Consider the following 17314-nt stretch of genomic DNA (forward strand, 5'->3'; position numbering starts at 1 on the left):
GCACGGCAACGAGCCCCGGTCGGCGTGACCGGGGCCCGTTGCCGTCCGACGTCGGTCAGCCGGTGTTGCGCATGCCGGCGGCGATGCCGTTGACCGTGGTCAGCAGCGCCCGCTCCAGCGCCGTACCGTCGTTGGGGGCGCGGCGGCCGCCGGGCGCGGTCGCCACCGCGCGGCCCGCGGCGCCGGAGTCCCGGTACTGCCGCAGCAGCGCCACCTGGAGGTGGTGCAGCGGCTCGAGGTAGGTGTCGCGCACCGCCAGCGTCCGCTGGAGGACGGGCGAGTTCTCCAGCAGGGCCGGCGAGGCGGTGACCGCCAGCACCTCCTGCTTGGTCAGCTCGTACTCCTGCTCGATCTTCTCGAAGATCGGGTGCAGCTTCTTCGGGACCAGGGTCTCGACGTACCGGCGGGCGATGGTGAGGTCGGTCTTGGTCAGCATCATCTCGACGTTCGACAGGAACGTGCGGAAGAAGTGCCAGTTCCGGTGCATCTCGGCGAGCACGTCCTCCAGACCGGCGGCACGCGCGGCGGCCAGCCCGGACCCGACGCCGAACCAGCCGGGGACGATCTGCCGGGTCTGCGTCCAGCCGAACACCCACGGGATGGCCCGCAGGCCCGCCAGGCCGGCACCGGTGTTCGGCCGCTTCGCCGGCCGGGAGCCGATGTTCAGCTGACCCAGCAGCTCGGTGGGAGTGGAGGCCCAGAAGTACGCGGCCAGGTCCGGGTCCTCGACCAGCGACCGGTACGACCGGAACGCCGCCTCGGAGACCACGTCCATGGTCGCGTCCCAGCGTTCCAGCATCTCGGCCGGCTGCCGGGGCGCGGTGTGCAGCAGCGTCGCCTGGAGCACCGCGGCCACGGTCAGCTCCAGGTTCTCCCGGGCCAGCGCGGGCAGCGTGTACTTGTCGGAGATGACCTCGCCCTGCTCGGTGACCTTGATGGCACCGTCCAGGGTGCCGTACGGCTGGGCCAGGATGGCGTCGTGGGTGGGTCCGCCGCCCCGGCCGACCGTGCCGCCCCGGCCGTGGAAGAGCCGCAGGTGCACGCCGTGCCGGGCGGCCACGTCGCGCAGCGCCCGCTGGGCCCGGTGGATGGACCACTGGCTGGTGGTGATGCCGGCCTCCTTGTTGGAGTCGGAGTAGCCCAGCATCACCTCCTGTACGTCGCCCCGGGCCGCGACCAGCGCCCGGTACGCCGGCAGCGACAGCAGCTCGTCCAGCAGTTCGCCGCCGGCGTTCAGCTCGGCCGGGGTCTCCAGCAGCGGCACGAAACCGATCCGGGCCCGGCCGCTGTGCACGTCGATCAGGCCGGCCTCGCGGGCCAGCACCACCGCGGCGAGCACGTCGTCCACGCCGAGGGTCATCGAGATGATGTACGACTCGATCACCTCGGCGCCGAACCGGTCCTGGGCCTCGCGGATCGCCCCGAACACGTCGAACGTCTTCCGGGCGTTCTCGGTGAGCGGCGTGTCGAGGGTGGAGAGCGGCCGGCGGCCGGCCAGCTCGTCGGCGAGCAGCTTGGTGCGCTCCAGTCGGCTCAGCGACGGGTAGTCGGACACCTCACCGACCGCCCCGTAGAGCTGGGCGAGGACTGCGTGGTGCGCGTCGGCGTGCTCGCGGACGTCCATGGTGGCCAGGTGCAGCCCGAACGCGGAGACCGTACGGATCGTCGAGGCGAGCCGGCCCACGGCGGTGAGCTGCCCGGAGTTGCGGGCCAGCGAGGCGCGCAGCAGCTCCAGGTCGGCGATCAGCTCGGCGGAGCCGCGGTAGTCCCGCCCCGGCACGTGCGGGGTGTCGTTGCGCAGCCGCTCCCGGGTGTTGGCCAGCTTCGCCTTCACGCACCGCGCCTTGAGCCGGTAGGGCTCCTCGGCGTTGACCCGCCGGAACCGGGGCGCCACCTCGGGCAGCGCGTCCAGGTCGGTGGCGAGGCTGGCGGAGAGGTCCAGCGAGACCGCGCGCAGCCGGCGGGAGACGGAGACTTCGCTGATGAGCTCGTCCATCGCCTTCTCGGTGGCCTCGATGCCGTGCTCGTGCTGGATCCGCAGCACCTCGCGGGTGACCGTCGGGGTGACGAACGGGTTGCCGTCCCGGTCGCCGCCGATCCAGGTGCCGAAGGTCAGCGGGCGGGCGGTCGGCGAGGTCTCCACGCCCAGGGTGCGCAGCGTGTCGGCGAGGTCGTCGAGGACCTGCGGGGCGGCCTCGGCGTGCAGGTCGCGGAGGTAGTAGATGGCGTTGCGGGCCTCGTCGGTCGGGTCGGGCCGGTCCAGCCGCAGCTCGTCGGTCTGCCACATCAGATCCAGCAGCTCGGCCAGGCGCCGGTTGGCCGGGCCCTCGTCGCTGGCCCCGTAGAGGATGGCGTTGGCGGTCTCCGCGTCGAGTTCGTCGGCGATGGCGCGCAGCTTGGACAGGATCGACCGGCGGGCCGCCTCGGTGGGGTGGGCGGTGAAGACCGGGCGTACCGCCAGCCGGCGGGCCACCGCGGCGATCTCCTCGGCCGGGACCCCGCGCTCGGCGATCATCTTGGCAGCCTGGTCCAGCCAGCCGCCGTGCATCGCCCGGCGGCGGCGCAGGTCACGGGCCCGATGCACCTGCTCGGTGATGTTGGCCAGGTGGAAGTAGGTGGAGAAGGCGCGGGCCAGCTTCGTGCCGGTGGTGACGTCCAGGCCGGCGAGGCGCTGCGCGGCGGCGGGGGCGTCGGAGCGGACCTGCGCGCGGATCTCCTCGACCAGGTCGAGGAGCGGCCGGCCCTCCTGGCGGGCGAGGGTCTGCCCGAGCAGGGTGCCGAGGCGGCGGATGTCGGCCCGGAGAGCGGCGTCGGGCCCGTCGTGGTCGTGCTGGTCGGTCACGGTGCGCTCCTTACGCGAGTACGAAGGACAGCGCTGTCCGACTCCCTGGATCGTATCCGCGTGGGCCCCGGTGTCAGGAGGGGGACGGGGTGATGATCTGCACTCCAGGACGGATCGACCGGTTCAGCCATCGGCCATCGGTCTCCCGGGTGCGGCCGGACGGGCCCGCGCGGCCCGGACGGCGCGCCGGTGCACCCGGAAGAGCGTCGCGGTGACCAGCCCGAGGATCCCGAGCACGGCCCAGATCCCCAGTGCCACCAGCGGCCAGCGCGCGCCCCGCCAGTCGAAGTAGACGGCCGACTTGAGCGAGTCGGTGGCCAGGCCGGGGACGTTCCACCGGTGCATCCCGCGCAGGAAGGCGGGCAGGAACTCCGGGGCGTAGATGCCGCCCGAGCCGGGGTTGCCGAGCACGACCAGCAGCAGGATCACCAGCCCGGTGCCGAGCAACCCCAGCCACCCCTGCACCGCCGCGGCGACCATGCCGGCGGCGAACACGGTGAGCGCGCCCACCAGGAAGACCACCACGACCTCGTGGTCCCAGATGTGCATCACCGGCCCGACCAGCACCGCGCCGATGATCCCGAGCAGCACGGAGTGCACCGCGAGGGTGGCGATCCGCAGGCCGGCGCGGCGCAGGCTGCGGGGTGCGGTGCCGAGCGAGATGCCCAGGGCGGTGGACGCCAGGTAGCCCCCGAGGACCAGGCCGACCGCGAGGTAGAACGGCACCAACCCGCGCGGGTCGCCGGCGGCGGTGGGCACCTCGTCGGTGACCTGGAGCGGCAGGTTGGCCTGCCGGGCGGCCTGGGTGAGCACCTGGGTGACCAGATCGGTGGCGGCGGGCGCGCTGGCGCTGGCCGTGGTCAGGGTCAGGCCGCCGCCCGGGTCGGCGTGGAGCACCGCGTAGACCTCGCGGGACCGCAGGGCGTCGAGGGCGCGGTCCTGGTTGTCGTACTGGACGGGCTTGAGCGTGTCGGTCCGGCTGCGGACGGCGGCCAGCACCGCCTGGGCGCGCTGGTCACCCGCGGCCACCCCGACCGGCAGGTCGTGCGGGGTCGGCTTGTGCAGCGCCCCGACGTACGCCGCGATGAACGCGGTGGCCAGGGCGAGCGTGCCGATCAGCAGCCCGGCCGCCCGCGGCAGCCACTCGCGTACCGGAAGCTCCCGCCCCTGCTCGCCCACGTGGCCAGCCTAGGGCGGCGCTTCGCCCGGGTTGTGCGGTTTCGCCGCCCCGCCCCGCCCGGCGCGCGACCGGCCGGCCCGGTGGACGGCCGGAAAATCCGCTGGCCCGGGCCGATAGCGTCGCGGCATGACGTCGCTGCGCTATCCCGGCAAGCCGAAGCCCGGCGACCGGGTCGCCGTGGTCTCCCCGTCCGCCGGGTTGCCGGGCCTCTTCCCCCACGTGTACGAACTGGGGCTGCGCCGGCTGCGCGACGAGTTCGGGCTGGAGCCGGTGGAGTATCCGACGACCCGGCAGATGGGCGCCGACCCGCGGGACCGGGCGCGGGACCTGACCGCCGCCTTCGCCGATCCGACGATCACCGCCGTGCTGGCCACCGTCGGCGGGGAAGACCTGATCACGGTCACGCCCCACCTGGACGACGCGGTGCTGCGGGCCAACCCGAAGCCGTACTTCGGCTACTCGGACAACACCAACGTCCTCAACCACCTCTACCGGCTGGGGATCGTGGCGTACCACGGCGGATCGGTGCTGGTACACCTCGGCCGGCCCGGCAAGCCGCACCCGCTGACCTTCGACTCGCTGCGGGCCGCCTTCTTCACCTTCGGCTGGTACGACCTGAGCCCGGCCACCGAGTGGGGCGACCAGCCGAACGACTGGCGGGACCCGGCCACGCTGGCGGACGAGCCGGTGATGTTCCCCGGCACCGGGTGGCGTTGGCAGGGGCCGGCGACCGTGGTGCAGGGGCGTACCTGGGGCGGGAACCTGGAGATCCTGCACTGGCTGCTGGCCACCGACCGGGTCGGTGCGGTGGCGGACCACGCGGGTGAGGTGCTGATCATCGAGACGTCGGAGGAACTGCCCTCGGCCACCGAGGTCTTCCGAATCCTCCGCAACATGGGCGAGCGCGGGCTGCTCGCCGGCTTCCCGGCGGTGCTGGTGGGCCGGGCCAAGGCGTGGGATTTCGACCGCCCGCACACCACGGCACAGCGCCGGGAGTTCGCCGAGGCGCAGCGGGACGCGGTCACGCGGGCGCTGGCGGCGTACCACCCCGACGCTGTGGTGGTGTTCGACGTCGACCTCGGCCACACCGACCCGCAGTTGATCATCCCGTACGGCGGGGAGGTCCGGGTCGACGCCGTCGAGCGGCGGATCTCGGTGCGCTACTGACCGGCGTGGCTCGCCGTCGCGTCCCAGTCGATCAGGTGACGGTGGACGGGGCCGAACATCTGCTCCGGGCTGGGCAGGGTGGGCGGGGAGGCCGCCTGCCCGGCCTTGGCCCGGTTCGTGGCGGCCGCGTTGCCGCCGATCAGCTCCACCCGGCCGCGCCGCAGCCGCTCGTACGCGTCGAACGCGGCGGCGTGGTCGGGCAGGTCACGTAGGCAGCGGGCCAGCTCGATGGCGCTCTCGATGGCCAGCGAGGCGCCCTGCCCGGAGCTGGACGAGGGGGCGTGAACCGCATCGCCGACGAGGACCAGGCGTCCCCGGTGCCAGTGCGGCACGGACGGCATGCGCTCCATCGGCCCGGTCGCCATCAGGGTGTCGGGTGTGGTGTGCGCCAGCAGTTGGGCGCCGGGGACGTGGTCCGCGTAGCGCTCGCGCAGCTCCGCCAGCCACTGTTCGGCCGGGATCCGGTGGACCTCCGCCCGGCTCAGCGGCTCGGTACGCGGCAGGCTGGCGAACCAGCAGAGCTGACCGTCGGGCAGCCGCCAGTACCCGATGAACGAGCTGCCGAAGGCGAAGTACATGGTGCCGGGCGCGGCGGCCACGGTGTCCTCGGCGGCCAGCCCGCCGAAGCCGAGCACGCCGGCGTACTCGGGGCCGGGTGCGGCCGGGTCGATCAGTGTGCGGACGGTGGAACGGATGCCGTCCGCGCCGATCAGCACGTCGGCGCTCGCGGTGCTGCCGTCGGCGAAGACGGCGGTGACCGCGTCCGGGCGCTCCTCGGCCGCGACGAGGCGCTTGCCGTACTCGATCTTCACGCCTCGGGCGAGCGCGTGGTCGGTCAGCGCCCGGTACAGGTCCGCGCGGGCCATCGCGTGGGTGGCGGGCAGCCCGGGGAAGCCGTGGAACTCGCTGAGCTGGTTCCCCGCGCTGTCCGCGAGGACCACACCGGGGACGGGGTGGCCGGCGGCCTGGACCACCTCCTCCGCTCCGACGATCCGCAGGGCCGCCAGGCCGTTCGGGGCCAGGCTCAGCATCGCGCCGACCCCGTCGGCGTCCCCCGGGTACGCCTCGTGAACCGTCGCCTCGATGCCTGCCCGGGCGAGTGCCATCGCGGTGACCGTGCCGCCGATGCCGCCACCGATCACCAGTGCCGTCCGTACCGCGCTCATCTGCGGGCTCCCCTCTTGGCGCGTAACAAGGAGAATAGTTGCAGTGAAACTAGTCCGTGTCAACTAGTTCGACTGGCTCTACGATCGCTGTCATGGAGACCGCCGTACGGAGTTCGCCGCTCGCCCTGACCGTGCTCGCCCTGCTGCACCACGAGCCGCTGCACCCGTACGGGGTGCAGCGGCTCATCCGGCAGTGGGGCAAGGACCAGGTGGTCAACGTGGGGCAGCGGGCGAGCCTCTACCGGACCATCGAGCGCCTGCACGCCGACGGCCTGATCGCGGTGCGCGAGACCGGCCGGGAGCAGGCCTACCCGGAACGCACGGTGTACGAGTTGACCGACGCCGGCCGGCGGGTCGCCCGAGAGTGGCTGAGGCGGATGCTGGCCGAGCCGAAGCAGGAGTTTCCGCAGTTCCCGGCGGCCCTGTCCCACCTGGCGATGCTCAGCCCGACGGAGGCGGCAGAGGTGCTGGAGGAGCGGGCCGAGCGCCTTGGGCGGACCCGGAACGAGCGGGCCGCCGCGCTGGGCGCGCACCCCGACCTGCCCAGGGTGTTCAACCTGGAGGACGAGCACCTGGACGCGGTGGCCGCCGCCGAGGAGCGGTGGCTGCGGTCGGTGGTCGAGGATCTGCGTACCGGCCGGCTCACCTGGACAGCTCCTGAGCCGGCCGGACCGTCGGACGGCTCCGCACCGGCCTGACCTGCCCCAAGCGGAGGTCGGTCAGCCGTCGACGACGGCGAAGGCGCGGACCGGGAAGGTGCCCATGCCGGCCACCATCGGCGGCGCGGCGGTGAACCGGAACCCCTCCGGAGGCAGGGTGCCCAGCCCGGTCAGGTGCTCCACGATCGGGATGCCGCCGGCGAGCAGGGTGCTGTGCGCGGGGCGCTCGCCAGCGGCGGCCGCAGTCATGTCGTCGATGTTGATCGAGTCGATGCCAACCAGTGCGGCTCCCGCCGCCACCAGCCACTCCGCGCCGTCGCCGGTCAGGTGGGGTGCGTCGGGACCGGCGTACCGGTCGGTGCCGAAGTGCGCGTCCCACCCGGTGTGCAGCAGCACCGCCCGCCCCGCCACGTCGTACGGGGCCAGCATCAGCCCGTCCACCGCCCGGGTGCCGGCCGGCACCCGGACCACGATTCCGGGCAGGTCGGCGAGGCGGTCGAGCGGGGTGCCGGCGAGGTCGGCCCCGTCCGCCCAGCGGTGGGCGGGCGTGTCGAGGTAGGTGCCGGTGTTGGCGATCATGTCGATCCGGGCGACGTGGAACTCCACGCCCGGGGCGTAGTTCGCGCGGGACGCCTCCCGGGTCAGCCAGTCGGTGATCCGCGGCGCCGGCCAGCCGGGCAGCGTGGTCATCCCGTCGGTGATCAGGTGACTCAACTCGACCAGGCGCCGGCCGCCCTCGCCCGCCGGGACGCCGACTCCCCGGCCGCCCTTGTGCGGCTCCTCGACGACCGTCTTGTTGGTGATCCGCACCTCGCCCACCATCAGCAGCCCGAGATGCCGGACCAGGAGCGTGCCCAGCGTCGCGTCGTCGACCTCCGGGCCAGGGACGTCCAGCCGGAATCCCTCGGTCCGCAACCCGCCGCCGTTGACGAAGACGACCTCCGCGTCGAAGACCGCCCGGTACTCACCTGCCATGCGGTCACCGCACCACGCCCGCCGGCCGTGGTCAAGATCCGGACACCGCCACCTCGCCGAGTTGGCGGTGTGCTCGGCGTGGGATACCGCCACCTCGCCGATGTGGCGCCCCCGGGCAGCCTCCCGCCCCCGCCGGTGGCGTCGGGCACCACCCGGAATGTCCCGGGAGGGGGATAGTCTCGAACGGTGCACCCCCCGTCCGGCTGGACGCGGGGTCGTCGCCGTGCGTCGACCTCCTGGAAGTGATCACTCATGCTCACCGGACTCTTCTCCGCCGCCCTGGCCGACCCCGGGCTGGCCCGGGCGCGTGACCTGGCGCGCTCCGGTGCCGCGCAGGTCGACGGCCTCGACATCACCGCGCCGGCCGCGCTGCGTCCGTTCGCGGTGGCGGCCGTCGCCGCGGACGAGCCGGTGGGCGGTGCCGGGCGTCCGGTGCTCGCCGTCACCGCCACCACCCGGGAGGCCGAGGACCTCGCGTCCGCGTTGGGCAGCCTGCTGCCGCCGGAGCAGGTGGCCGTCTTCCCGTCCTGGGAGACGCTGCCGCACGAGCGGCTCTCGCCCCGCTCCGACACCGTCGGGCGGCGGCTGGCCGTGCTGCGCCGGCTGGCGCACCCGGAGTCGGCCGACGCGCACGGGCGGACGGGGCCGCTGCGGGTGGTGGTGGCGCCCGTCCGGTCGCTGCTGCAGCCGCAGCTCAAGGGGCTCGGCGACCTGGAGCCGGTGCAGCTCACCGCCGGTGACGAGGCGGACCTGGAGGAGGTCGCCCGCCGGCTCACCGACATGGCGTACGCGCGGGTGGATCTGGTGACCAAGCGGGGCGAGTTCGCCGTCCGGGGCGGCATCCTCGACGTCTTCCCGCCCACCGACGAGCACCCGTCCCGGGTCGAGTTCTGGGGCGACGAGGTGGAGGAGATCCGTACCTTCGCCGTCGCCGACCAGCGGACCATCGAGCAGGTTCCGCAGCTCTGGGCGCCACCGTGCCGGGAGCTGCTGCTCACCCCGGCGGTGCGCCGGCGGGCCGCCGCGCTGGCCGAGGAGCATCCGGAGCTGGCCGAGATCCTCGACAAGCTGGCCGAGGGCATCCCGGTCGAGGGGATGGAGTCGCTCGCCCCGGCGCTGATCGGCGCCGACTCGATGGAGCTGCTGCTGGACTGCATGCCGGCCGGCAGCCACGTGCTGCTCTGCGACCCGGAGCGGATCCGTACTCGTGCGCACGATCTGGTGCGTACCTCGGAGGAGTTCCTCCAGGCGAGCTGGGCCGCGGCCGCCGTCGGGGGCCAGGCCCCGATCGACCTGGGCGCCGCCGCATTCCGGACCCTGGCCGACGTACGCACGGCCGCCCGCGCCCTGCGCCAGCCCTGGTGGACGCTCGCGCCGTTCGGCCTAGTGGAGGCGGAGGCCGCGCCGACCCGGCAGCCGTGGGAGGACGAGCCCACCGAGCCCACCGAGGTCGACGTCACCCCCGACGACGCGATCGCGGTGACCCTGGCCGCCCAGCCGGCGCCGCTCTACCACGGGGAGACCGCCCGGGTGGTCGACGACCTGAAGCGTTGGGCCGGCGAGGGCTGGTCGATCGCGCTGGTCTTCGAGGGGCACGGTCCCGCCCAGCGGGCCGTCGAGGTGCTCCGCGACGCCGGGCTCGGCGCCCGGCTCATCGAGGAGGTGCCGGCCGCGCCCGCCCCCGGCGAGCTGCTGGTCTCCTGCGGCTGCCTGACCGCCGGCTTCGTCGACGAGGCGTCCCGGTTCGTGCTGCTCACTGGCAACGACGTGACCGGCGGCCGGGGCGCCTCCACCCGGGACATGCGCAAGCTGCCCAGCCGGCGGCGCAACACCATCGACCCGCTGGAGCTCAAGGCCGGCGACCACGTGGTGCACGAGCAGCACGGCATCGGCCGGTACGTCGAGCTGGTGCAGCGCACGGTCAACGGCGCCTCCCGGGAATACCTGGTCATCGAGTACGCCCCGAGCAAGCGCGGCCAGCCCGGCGACCGGCTCTTCGTCCCCACCGACCAGCTCGACCAGCTCTCCCGCTACGTCGGCGGCGAGCAGCCCACCCTGCACAAGATGGGCGGCTCGGACTGGCAGAAGTCGAAGGCGCGCGCCCGCAAGGCGGTCCGCGAGATCGCCGCTCAGCTCATCCAGCTCTACGCCGCCCGCAAGGCGTCCAAGGGGCACTCGTTCGGCCCGGACACCCCGTGGCAGCGGGAGTTGGAGGACGCCTTCCCCTGGCAGGAGACGCCGGACCAGCTGGCCGCCATCGAGGAGGTCAAGCGGGACATGGAGCAGACCGTCCCGATGGACCGGCTGATCTGCGGCGACGTCGGCTACGGCAAGACCGAGATCGCGGTCCGGGCGGCGTTCAAGGCGGTGCAGGACGGCAAGCAGGTGGCCGTGCTGGTGCCCACCACCCTGCTGGTGCAGCAGCACTACAACACCTTCGCCGAGCGGATGAGCCAGTTCCCGATCACCATCCGGCAGCTCTCCCGGTTCCAGACGCCGAAGGAGGCCGAGCAGACCCTGGCGATGGTGGCCGACGGCACGGTCGACATCGTGATCGGCACCCACCGGCTGCTCCAGGCGGCCACCCGGTTCAAGCAGCTCGGCCTGGTCATCATCGACGAGGAGCAGCGCTTCGGCGTCGAGCACAAGGAGCACCTGAAGACCCTGCGCGCCTCGGTCGACGTGCTGGCCATGTCGGCCACCCCGATCCCGCGCACGCTGGAGATGGCGATCACCGGGATCCGGGAGATGTCCACCATCGCTACCCCGCCGGAGGAGCGGCACCCGGTGCTCACCGCCGTCGGGGCGTACGACGAGCGGCAGGTGGCCGCCGCGGTGCACCGCGAGCTGCTCCGCGACGGCCAGGTGTTCTACCTGCACAACCGGGTCGAGTCGATCGAGAAGGCGGCCCGCCGGCTCCGCGAGCTGGTGCCCGAGGCCCGGGTCGCGGTGGCGCACGGCCAGATGAGCGAGGAAGCGCTCGAGAAGGTGATGGTCGGCTTCTGGGAGAAGGAGTTCGACGTCCTGGTCTGCACCACGATCGTGGAGTCCGGCATCGACATCCCGAACGCCAATACCCTGATCGTGGAGCGGGCCGACCTGCTCGGCCTGTCCCAGCTGCACCAGATCCGGGGCCGGGTCGGCCGCGGCCGGGAGCGGGCGTACGCCTACTTCCTCTACCCGACGGACAAGCCGCTCACCGAGAACGCGCACGAGCGGCTGGCCACCATCGCCCAGCACACCGAGCTGGGCGCCGGCATGTACGTGGCGATGAAGGACCTGGAGATCCGGGGCGCCGGCAACCTGCTCGGCGGCGAGCAGTCCGGCCACATCGAGGGCGTCGGCTTCGACCTGTACGTCCGGATGGTCGGCGAGGCCGTCTCCGCCTTCAAGGGCGAGCACGCGGAGGAGGAGACCGAGGTCAAGGTGGACCTGCCGGTCGACGCGCACCTGCCGCACGACTACGTCGGCGTGGAACGGCTGCGCCTGGAGATGTACCGCAAGCTCGCCGAGGCCCGCGACGAGGAGCGGCTGCGTGAGGTGGTCGCCGAGATGACCGACCGCTACGGCGAGCCGCCCGCGCCGGTGCAGAACCTGGTCGCGGTGGCCCGGTTCCGGCTGCTGGCCCGGCGGTACGGCCTGACCGACGTGTCGATGCAGGGCAAGCACATCCGGTTCAGCCCGCTGCCGCTGCCCGACTCGAAGCAGCTGCGGCTCAAGCGCTACCACCCGGACTCGGTCTACAAGCAGGCGCTCGACCAGGTCAGCGTGCCCCGGCCGAGCACTCGCCGGGTCGGCGGCGAGCCGCTGCGCGATCAGGCGCTGCTGGAGTGGTGCGCCCAGCTCCTCAAGGATGTGCTGGGCGAGCCGGTCGCGGCGGAACCGGCCGGCGCGGGGGCGCGGTGAGCCCATCCGGGTGGGCGGCGTCACAGCTGCCTGCCGGGCATGAGAGAGTGGCCGTCATGCGTGCTCGCCGTCTCATCGCCGCCGCCAGTGTGGCGGTCGGTCTCGTCGCCATCGCCGGTTGCCGTGCCGAGCCGGGAGTCGCCGCCTACGTCGGTGACCACCGGATCACCGAGGATGCGGTGACCCGCCTGCTCGACGAGTTGCGGGCCGAGCAGTCCACGCCCAGCGCCAGCCCGAAGCAGGCCGCGTCGAACGGGTTGCGGATGCCGTCCCGCAACCAGGTGGTCAGCAACCTGGTGCTGCTCGACGTGTGCCAGCGGATCGCCGACGACAAGGGCTACCAGCCGCAGCAGCAGATCACCGCGGACCAGGTCGGCCCGCAGCTCGGCGTCCCCGCCGACACCGCGTACGCCGAGCGGGTGGCCGAGCTGACCACCTGCATGAACTCCCTGCCCGCCGCCGAGCCGGTGGCGCCGACCGAGCAGGACCTCGTCGAGCTGGTCGCCGCCGGTAAGGCGGCCGGGGTGATCCCGGCCGAGGTGACCGTCCAGCAGGCCGCCGCCCAGCTCGACGGAGACCAGCTGCGTGGGGCGCTGGGCAGCAAGAAGGTACTGGCCACGGCGGTCGCCGACTACCAGGTGAGCGTCAGCCCCCGCTACCGTCCGCTGGAGATCCCGCTGCTCAGCTTCGCCGCCGGCCAGGCCGCGGTGAGCGTGCCGCTGGGCGAGCCCGGGTCCGACGCGGTGACCGACGTCTCCAAGCCCGAGCCGGAGGTCTCCGAGTCGGCCGGCGCGGTCACACCCTGAGCATGACCGCGCGGATCGTCCTGCTGGTCACCTCGCCCCGGCTGCCGGCCGGTCTGCTGACCGCGGCCGCCTGGGACGTCGTACGCTCCGCGCCGGTGCTCGCCGGCGCGGAGAGCGAGCTGACCAGGGCGGTCCGGGCGGCGGGCGCCGAGGTCACGGTGGTGGCGGAGGGCGCCACCCAGGCCCTGCTCGACGCGGTGGCGGCGCACGGCAGCGCGGTCTGGCTGGCCGGGCCGGCCGGCGACGAGGCGCTGGCCCGGGAGTTGGGGCTGCGGCTGGCCCGCGAGCCGGGCCTGGCCGAGCTGGAGCTGATGTACGGGTCCTGGGACCCGCCGGGCGCCCGGCTGCTCGACGCGGTCGAGGTGATGGACCGGCTCGCCTCCCCTGGCGGTGACCCGTGGAAGCGGGCACAGACCCACCGCAGCCTCGCCGGCTTCCTGCTCGAGGAGTGCTACGAGGCGTACGACGCGATCAGCGCGGACGACACCGACGCGCTCCGCGAGGAGTTGGGCGACGTGCTGCTCCAGGTGCTGCTGCACGCCCGGCTCGCCGAGGAGTTGCCGGAGGGGAAGCGCTGGACGGTCGACGACGTGGCCGGTGACCTGGTCGACAAGATGGTCCGGCGCAACCCGCACGTCTTCTCCGGGGAGCAGGCTGGCTCGATCGAGGAGATCGAGGCGGCCTGGGAGCGGATCAAGCGGGCCGAGAAGGCACGCGCGTCGGTGCTGGACGGCATCGCGCTGAGCCAGCCGGCGCTGGCGCTCGCCGCGAAGATCCTGGACCGGGCCGGGCGGATCGGGCTCGCCGTGCCGCCGCCGCTCGCCGAGTCCCAGGTGGACCCGGAGGCCCGGCTCGGCGCCAGCCTCCTGGCCACCGTCGCCGCGGCCAGGCAGGCGGGTATCGACCCGGAGGCGGCGCTGCGCCGCACCACCCTGGCCTACGCCGACGCCGTCCGCGCCGCCGAAGCCGCCGCCCGCCCCGCGCCGCCCAGCGCCGACGAGAGTTGATCAAGGAGCTGGCGTCGGAAAGCGGAGGCTGACGCACACTCCTTGATCAACGAGAACGCGGGCATCAACGAGAACGTCGGTGGAGATCGGTAGGGTCAGGGGCGTGGAAGCGTTTGTGCCGCTGGCGGAGCGGATCGTCGAGGCGTTGCTGGAGAGCCGACCCGGGCTGGCCACGTCGGCCGGGGACCACCGCTACGACGACCGCCTGCCCGATCTGTCCGCCGACGCCCGCGCCGCCGACCAGGCGATGCTCCGGGACGCGGCCGACGCGCTCTCGGAGCTGGACCCGGACTCGCTGGACGTCGAGGAGCGGGTGGACCACGCGCTGCTGAGCAGCCTGGTCGACCGGGAGCTGTTCGAGGCGGCGGAGATCCGCGCGGACGAGTGGGACCCGCTGCGGCACAACCCGGGCCCGCTGCTGCACGCCCTGCTGGCCCGCCCGTTCGCGCCGGCCGAGGAGCGGCTGACCTCCCTGGCCGGGCGGCTGGCGGCCGTGCCCGACGCGTTGGCGACCGCGCGCGCCACGCTGCGCGACATGCCGCGGATCCACGCCGAGACGGCGGTCGGGCAGTTCACCGGCACGGCGGCGCTGATCCGCGACGAGCTGCCCGGGCTGCTGGCCGAGGCGCCGGCGATGTACGCCCGGGTGGAGCCGGCCGCCACCGCGGCGATCGCCGCGCTGGAGGAGTTCGTGGCCTGGCTGCGGATGGGTCTCGCCGCCGATTCCGGGCCGGGGCGCGACCCCCGGCTGGGCCGGCGGCGCTGGGAGGCCCGGCTCTGGCACACCCTCGACACGGAGCTGAGCGCCGCCGAGGTCCAGCGCCGCGCCTGGGACAACCTGGACCGGGTCACCGCGGAGATCCGCGAGGCGGCCGTCGAGCTGGTCGGCGGCCCGGCCGACGACGAGACCGTACGCCGGGCGCTGGACCTGCTCGCCGCCGAGCACCCCGACGACGCCACCATCGTGGACCTGGCCTCGGTCACGCTGGACGAGGCGACCGACTTCGTCCGCGCGCACGACCTGGTCACCCTGGTCGACGACCCGTGCGTGATCCAGGAGATGCCGGAGTTCGCCCGGGGCGTGGCGGTGGCCTACTGCGACTCGCCGGGCCCGCTGGAGACGGCGGACGTGCCGACCTTCTACTGCATCGCGCCGACCCCGGCGGACTGGCCGGCGCAGCGGGTCGAGTCGTTCTACCGCGAATACAACGACCACATGATCCGCAACCTGACCGTGCACGAGGCGATGCCGGGGCACTTCCTCCAGCTCGCCCACGCCCGCCGGTACGCCGGACCGACCCGGGTCCGGCCGCTCACCGAGTCGGGGGTGTTCGTCGAGGGCTGGGCCGTCTACACCGAGGAGCTGATGGTCGGCCTCGGGTTCGGCGGGCTGCCGGTCCGCCTCCAGCAGCTCAAGATGCAGCTCCGGATGACCATCAACGCGCTGCTCGACCAGCTCGTGCACTGCGAGGAGCTGCCCGAGGCGGAGGCGATGGCGCTGATGACCGGGCGCGGCTTCCAGGAGGAGGGCGAGGCGGCCGGCAAGTGGCGGCGGGCGCTGCTCACCTCCGCCCAGCTCTCCACCTACTTCGTCGGCTACAGCGAGCTGGCCGACATCGCCCGTGCCCGGCCGGACGGCGTGTCGGTCCGCGAGTGGCACGACGCGATGCTGGCGCACGACTGCCCGCCCCCACGCCACCTGCGTACCCTGCTGGGGATCTGACCGGGCGGCCGCGCCCGGTTCAGCCTGGCGGGCGGGCGGCGACCGCCATCTGACCGGGCGGTCGCGTCCGGTTCAGCCTCGCGGGCGGGCGGCGACCGCGTCGATCAGCCAGCGCGAGAGGGAGTACGCGGGCGGCAGCTCCGCCGGCAGCGCGTCCACCGGGAACCAGCGGGCCTCGGTGAGCTCCTTGGCGTCGACCACCGGCTCGGCGGCCGGGTCGGTCACCGGGGCGGTGAAGCCGGCGAGCAGGGTGCCCGGCCCGGACATGGCCCAGGGCTGGCTGTCGACGTAGGCGGGCCGCCCGATGGCCAGCCCGACCTCCTCGCCGACCTCCCGGTGCGCGGCCGCCTCCAGCGACTCGCCGGCCTCCACGAAGCCGGCCACCAGCGCCCACAGCTCCGTCGGCCCGTACGCGTGCCGCACCAGCAGCAGTTCGTCAAGGCCGCCGGCCCGGCCGGGCCGGGTGATCGCCACCAGCACGGCGACCGAGAGCGGCACGAACACGGTCAGGCCGCAGCCGGGGCAGCGGCGGGCGGTCTCGCCCGGCACGTCGGCCAGTTCCGTCCGGCACGCCCCGCACCATCGGTGCGTACGCCGCCAGGTGACCACCGCGAGGGCCCGCCCGGCCAGGGCGGCCAGCGGTTCCGGCAGCTCGGCGGCGATGCCCCGCCAGCCGCGCCAGCGCCCGGGCAGCGCCTCGGCGTCGACCGCCTCGGCCGCCCAGGCCGGCACGCCGTCCAGCGTGCCCACCGGCACCCAGCCGAGGCCGGCGGGCAGGTCACCGATCCGGGAGAGGTGCCCGTCCGGGCCGGTCAGCAGCTTCCGTCCGGCCACCGGCAACGCCAGGTCGCCGGACGCCGGGGGTCGGCCCGGGGCGGCGCCCGGGACGAATCCACCCCCGCCCGCCCCGGCCCGGCGGGTCAGGGCGCCGGCGGCAGGCGCGTCGCTCCCGGCCGGCGCGCCGGTCCCGGCCGGGGATCCGGGCGTGGCAGCGGCTTCCTCGGGCCGCCCGGTCACGAGGTCTCGGGGCGGCGGCGGTCCACCACGCTCGCCCCGGCCGGCACGTCGAAGCTGGCCGCCTCGACGGCGTCGGTGTAGCGGGTCAGCGTGATCTCCGCCGGCTTGCCGTCGAGGGTGCCGGTGAAGCTGCCGAGCACCCCCTCGTTGGTGACGCAGGCGGTGAAGTGCTCACCGGCGCGGGTGACGTCGACGCAGGTGGCGTGGCGGCCGGCCAGGGTGGTGTCGGTCTGCTCGATGGTCGCCGCCTGGTCGAGGGCCGCGTCGGTCAGCAGTCGGATCACCGCCGGCGGGGTGACCAGGCCGTGCTGGCGGGCGTCGGCGTAGACGATCACCGACGGCTTGCCGGCGGTCAGCACGGGCGGCGACACCTCGCAGGAGGTACGCCCGCCGGTGGTCGCGCAGCGGGTCACCGCCTGCTGAGTGACCGTGATCTTGCCGTCCGGCCAGGTGTAGGACGAGCGGAGCGGCTTCACGGTCTGGGCGATCGAGGCGGTGCGGCCGCCCGGGAGCTGGTAGTCGGCCGCCCAGGTCTGTTCCAGTGCCCGGTCCATCCGGGCGGTGAGGTCGTTGACCAGGTCGGCCCGCCCGAGCGCGACCCCGGCGTCGTCGAGGGTCTGACAGCCGGTGACCGAGAGCGACGCGATGACCGAGGCGGCGAGCACGCGGAGAGTCGTCGAGGCGGCGGGCATGCCGCACAGCCTTGTCGATCGGGGCAACCTCTCGCAAACTCGTTGCCGGTTGACGCCCGGGAATTCGGGAATGTCCGTCGTGGCGGCATCGGGCGAGTCGTCACCGAGCGTCGCGGCGCGCCGGGCCGCGAGGTGGGTCCCGGCGTCGCCCGATACGCTGCGTTCAACACCTGC

12 protein-coding genes are annotated in these 17314 nt (G+C 74.0%); 6 read left to right on the forward strand and 6 right to left on the reverse strand.

Annotation, left to right across the window (positions count from 1 at the left end):
* Positions 1-55: 55 nt before the first annotated feature.
* Complete coding sequence (gene ppc, locus ACY34I_RS14875; protein ID WP_462755619.1) at positions 56-2842, reverse strand: phosphoenolpyruvate carboxylase; 2787 nt, start codon at positions 2840-2842, stop codon at positions 56-58.
* Between the two features lie 123 nt (positions 2843-2965).
* A complete protein-coding gene (locus tag ACY34I_RS14880; RefSeq protein WP_462755620.1) occupies positions 2966-4021 on the reverse strand; it encodes a hypothetical protein in 1056 nt (351 codons plus the stop codon).
* A 127-nt stretch (positions 4022-4148) separates the two neighbouring features.
* Between ACY34I_RS14880 and ACY34I_RS14885 the strand changes: the two genes are divergently transcribed.
* A complete protein-coding gene (locus ACY34I_RS14885) occupies positions 4149-5189 on the forward strand; it encodes a S66 family peptidase (RefSeq protein ID WP_462755621.1) in 1041 nt (346 codons plus the stop codon).
* On the opposite strand, the gene ACY34I_RS14890 is transcribed toward ACY34I_RS14885, so the two are convergent.
* Positions 5183-6355, reverse strand: coding sequence for an FAD-dependent monooxygenase (locus ACY34I_RS14890; RefSeq protein WP_462755622.1), 1173 nt, complete (start codon positions 6353-6355; stop codon positions 5183-5185). The two genes, ACY34I_RS14885 and ACY34I_RS14890, sit on opposite strands and share 7 nt — an antisense overlap.
* Positions 6356-6447: 92 nt before the next feature.
* Here ACY34I_RS14890 and ACY34I_RS14895 point away from each other — a divergent pair, with 92 nt between their 5' ends.
* Complete coding sequence (locus ACY34I_RS14895) at positions 6448-7053, forward strand: PadR family transcriptional regulator (RefSeq protein WP_148798305.1); 606 nt, start codon at positions 6448-6450, stop codon at positions 7051-7053.
* 21 nt (positions 7054-7074) lie between these two features.
* Here the strand turns inward: ACY34I_RS14895 and ACY34I_RS14900 are convergent, their stop codons facing one another.
* A complete protein-coding gene (locus tag ACY34I_RS14900; protein ID WP_462755623.1) occupies positions 7075-7989 on the reverse strand; it encodes a cyclase family protein in 915 nt (304 codons plus the stop codon).
* Between the two features lie 252 nt (positions 7990-8241).
* On the opposite strand from ACY34I_RS14900, the gene mfd reads away from it, so the two are divergent.
* From mfd to ACY34I_RS14920, 4 genes are all read left to right on the forward strand, one after another.
* Complete coding sequence (gene mfd / locus ACY34I_RS14905) at positions 8242-11895, forward strand: transcription-repair coupling factor (protein ID WP_462755624.1); 3654 nt, start codon at positions 8242-8244, stop codon at positions 11893-11895.
* A gap of 56 nt (positions 11896-11951) precedes the next feature.
* Positions 11952-12701 carry a hypothetical protein gene (locus ACY34I_RS14910; RefSeq protein WP_462755625.1) on the forward strand — a complete coding sequence of 250 codons (750 nt, stop codon included), beginning with the start codon at positions 11952-11954 and terminating at the stop codon, positions 12699-12701.
* A gap of 2 nt (positions 12702-12703) precedes the next feature.
* Positions 12704-13708, forward strand: a complete 1005-nt coding sequence (locus ACY34I_RS14915; protein WP_462755626.1) for a nucleoside triphosphate pyrophosphohydrolase — start codon at positions 12704-12706, stop codon at positions 13706-13708.
* A gap of 103 nt (positions 13709-13811) precedes the next feature.
* On the forward strand, positions 13812-15431 hold the full coding sequence (locus tag ACY34I_RS14920) for a DUF885 domain-containing protein (protein ID WP_462755627.1): 1620 nt from the start codon (positions 13812-13814) through the stop codon (positions 15429-15431).
* A 72-nt stretch (positions 15432-15503) separates the two neighbouring features.
* Here the strand turns inward: ACY34I_RS14920 and ACY34I_RS14925 are convergent, their stop codons facing one another.
* Both ACY34I_RS14925 and ACY34I_RS14930 read right to left on the reverse strand, forming a co-directional pair.
* A complete protein-coding gene (locus ACY34I_RS14925) occupies positions 15504-16448 on the reverse strand; it encodes an NAD(+) diphosphatase (protein WP_462755628.1) in 945 nt (314 codons plus the stop codon).
* Positions 16445-17140 (reverse strand): hypothetical protein, encoded by a 696-nt coding sequence (locus ACY34I_RS14930; RefSeq protein WP_462755629.1) that lies wholly within the window; start codon positions 17138-17140, stop codon positions 16445-16447. Before ACY34I_RS14930 ends, ACY34I_RS14925 begins: the two co-directional genes overlap by 4 nt.
* Positions 17141-17314 lie beyond the last annotated feature (174 nt).

Source organism: Micromonospora sp. RTBAU3-60 (assembly GCF_054963695.1).

What these genes read in the sequence shown, in the direction of transcription:
- ACY34I_RS14885 (WP_462755621.1), top strand. Translation starts at nt 4,149, where the DNA reads ATGACGTCGCTGCGCTATCCCGGCAAGCCGAAGCCCGGCGACCGGGTC.
- ACY34I_RS14915 (WP_462755626.1), top strand. Translation starts at nt 12,704, where the DNA reads ATGACCGCGCGGATCGTCCTGCTGGTCACCTCGCCCCGGCTGCCGGCC.
- ACY34I_RS14930 (WP_462755629.1), bottom strand. Translation starts at nt 17,140, where the DNA reads ATGCCCGCCGCCTCGACGACTCTCCGCGTGCTCGCCGCCTCGGTCATC.
- ACY34I_RS14890 (WP_462755622.1), bottom strand. Translation starts at nt 6,355, where the DNA reads ATGAGCGCGGTACGGACGGCACTGGTGATCGGTGGCGGCATCGGCGGC.
- ACY34I_RS14895 (WP_148798305.1), top strand. Translation starts at nt 6,448, where the DNA reads ATGGAGACCGCCGTACGGAGTTCGCCGCTCGCCCTGACCGTGCTCGCC.
- mfd (WP_462755624.1), top strand. Translation starts at nt 8,242, where the DNA reads ATGCTCACCGGACTCTTCTCCGCCGCCCTGGCCGACCCCGGGCTGGCC.
- ACY34I_RS14900 (WP_462755623.1), bottom strand. Translation starts at nt 7,989, where the DNA reads ATGGCAGGTGAGTACCGGGCGGTCTTCGACGCGGAGGTCGTCTTCGTC.
- ACY34I_RS14910 (WP_462755625.1), top strand. Translation starts at nt 11,952, where the DNA reads ATGCGTGCTCGCCGTCTCATCGCCGCCGCCAGTGTGGCGGTCGGTCTC.